At 53.0% G+C, this 891-nt stretch carries 1 protein-coding gene; it reads left to right on the top strand.

From position 1 onward, the window contains the following. Positions 1-891 (top strand): elongation factor Tu (locus QMA35_RS21870; protein ID WP_281649246.1); only part of this gene is annotated, 891 nt, incomplete at both ends.

The raw sequence follows: 891 nt of genomic DNA, 5'->3' as shown, positions 1-891 counted from the left end.
CGTACGAAGCCGCACGTAAACGTCGGCACCATCGGTCACGTTGACCATGGTAAAACAACTCTGACTGCAGCGCTGACTCGCGTATGTGCCGAAGTTTTCGGTGGCGAGATGAAGGCTTTCGATCAGATCGATAACGCTCCTGAAGAGCGTGAGCGTGGTATCACTATCTCTACTGCACACGTAGAGTACGATTCCAACGATCGTCACTACGCGCACGTAGACTGCCCAGGGCACGCTGACTACGTTAAGAACATGATCACCGGTGCTGCTCAGATGGACGGCGCTATCCTGGTTTGTGGCGCGACTGACGGCCCTATGCCTCAGACTCGTGAGCACATTCTGCTGTCTCGTCAGGTTGGTGTACCTAAGATTGTTGTCTTCCTGAACAAGGCAGACCTGCTGGCTGAAGATTGCGGCGGCGTTGATTCTGAAGAATACGCAGAAATGCTGGAACTGGTAGAAATGGAGCTGCGTGAGCTGCTCGATACCTACGAATTCCCAGGTGATGATACTCCAATCATTGCTGGTTCCGCTCTGATGGCCCTGAACGGCGAAGACGACAACGAGTTGGGTACTTCCGCTGTTAAGAAGCTGGTTGAAACTCTGGATTCCTACATCCCAGAGCCAGAGCGTGCTATCGATCAGCCATTCCTGCTGCCAATCGAAGACGTATTCTCCATCGCTGGTCGTGGTACTGTTGTAACTGGTCGTGTTGAGCGCGGTATTGTCAAGGTTGGTGAAGAAGTCGAAATTATCGGCATCAAGGAAACCACCAAGACTACCGTTACCGGTGTTGAAATGTTCCGTAAGCTGCTCGACGAAGGTCGTGCAGGTGAGAACGTTGGAGCCCTGCTGCGTGGTGTTAAGCGTGAAGAGATCGAGCGTGGCCAG

Origin of the sequence: Parendozoicomonas sp. Alg238-R29, assembly GCF_947331445.1 — a bacterium.
GTDB lineage: Bacteria > Pseudomonadota > Gammaproteobacteria > Pseudomonadales > Endozoicomonadaceae > Sansalvadorimonas.
The sequence above is the reverse complement of the archived record's forward strand: the minus strand, read 5'-3'. Positions and strand labels throughout refer to the sequence as shown.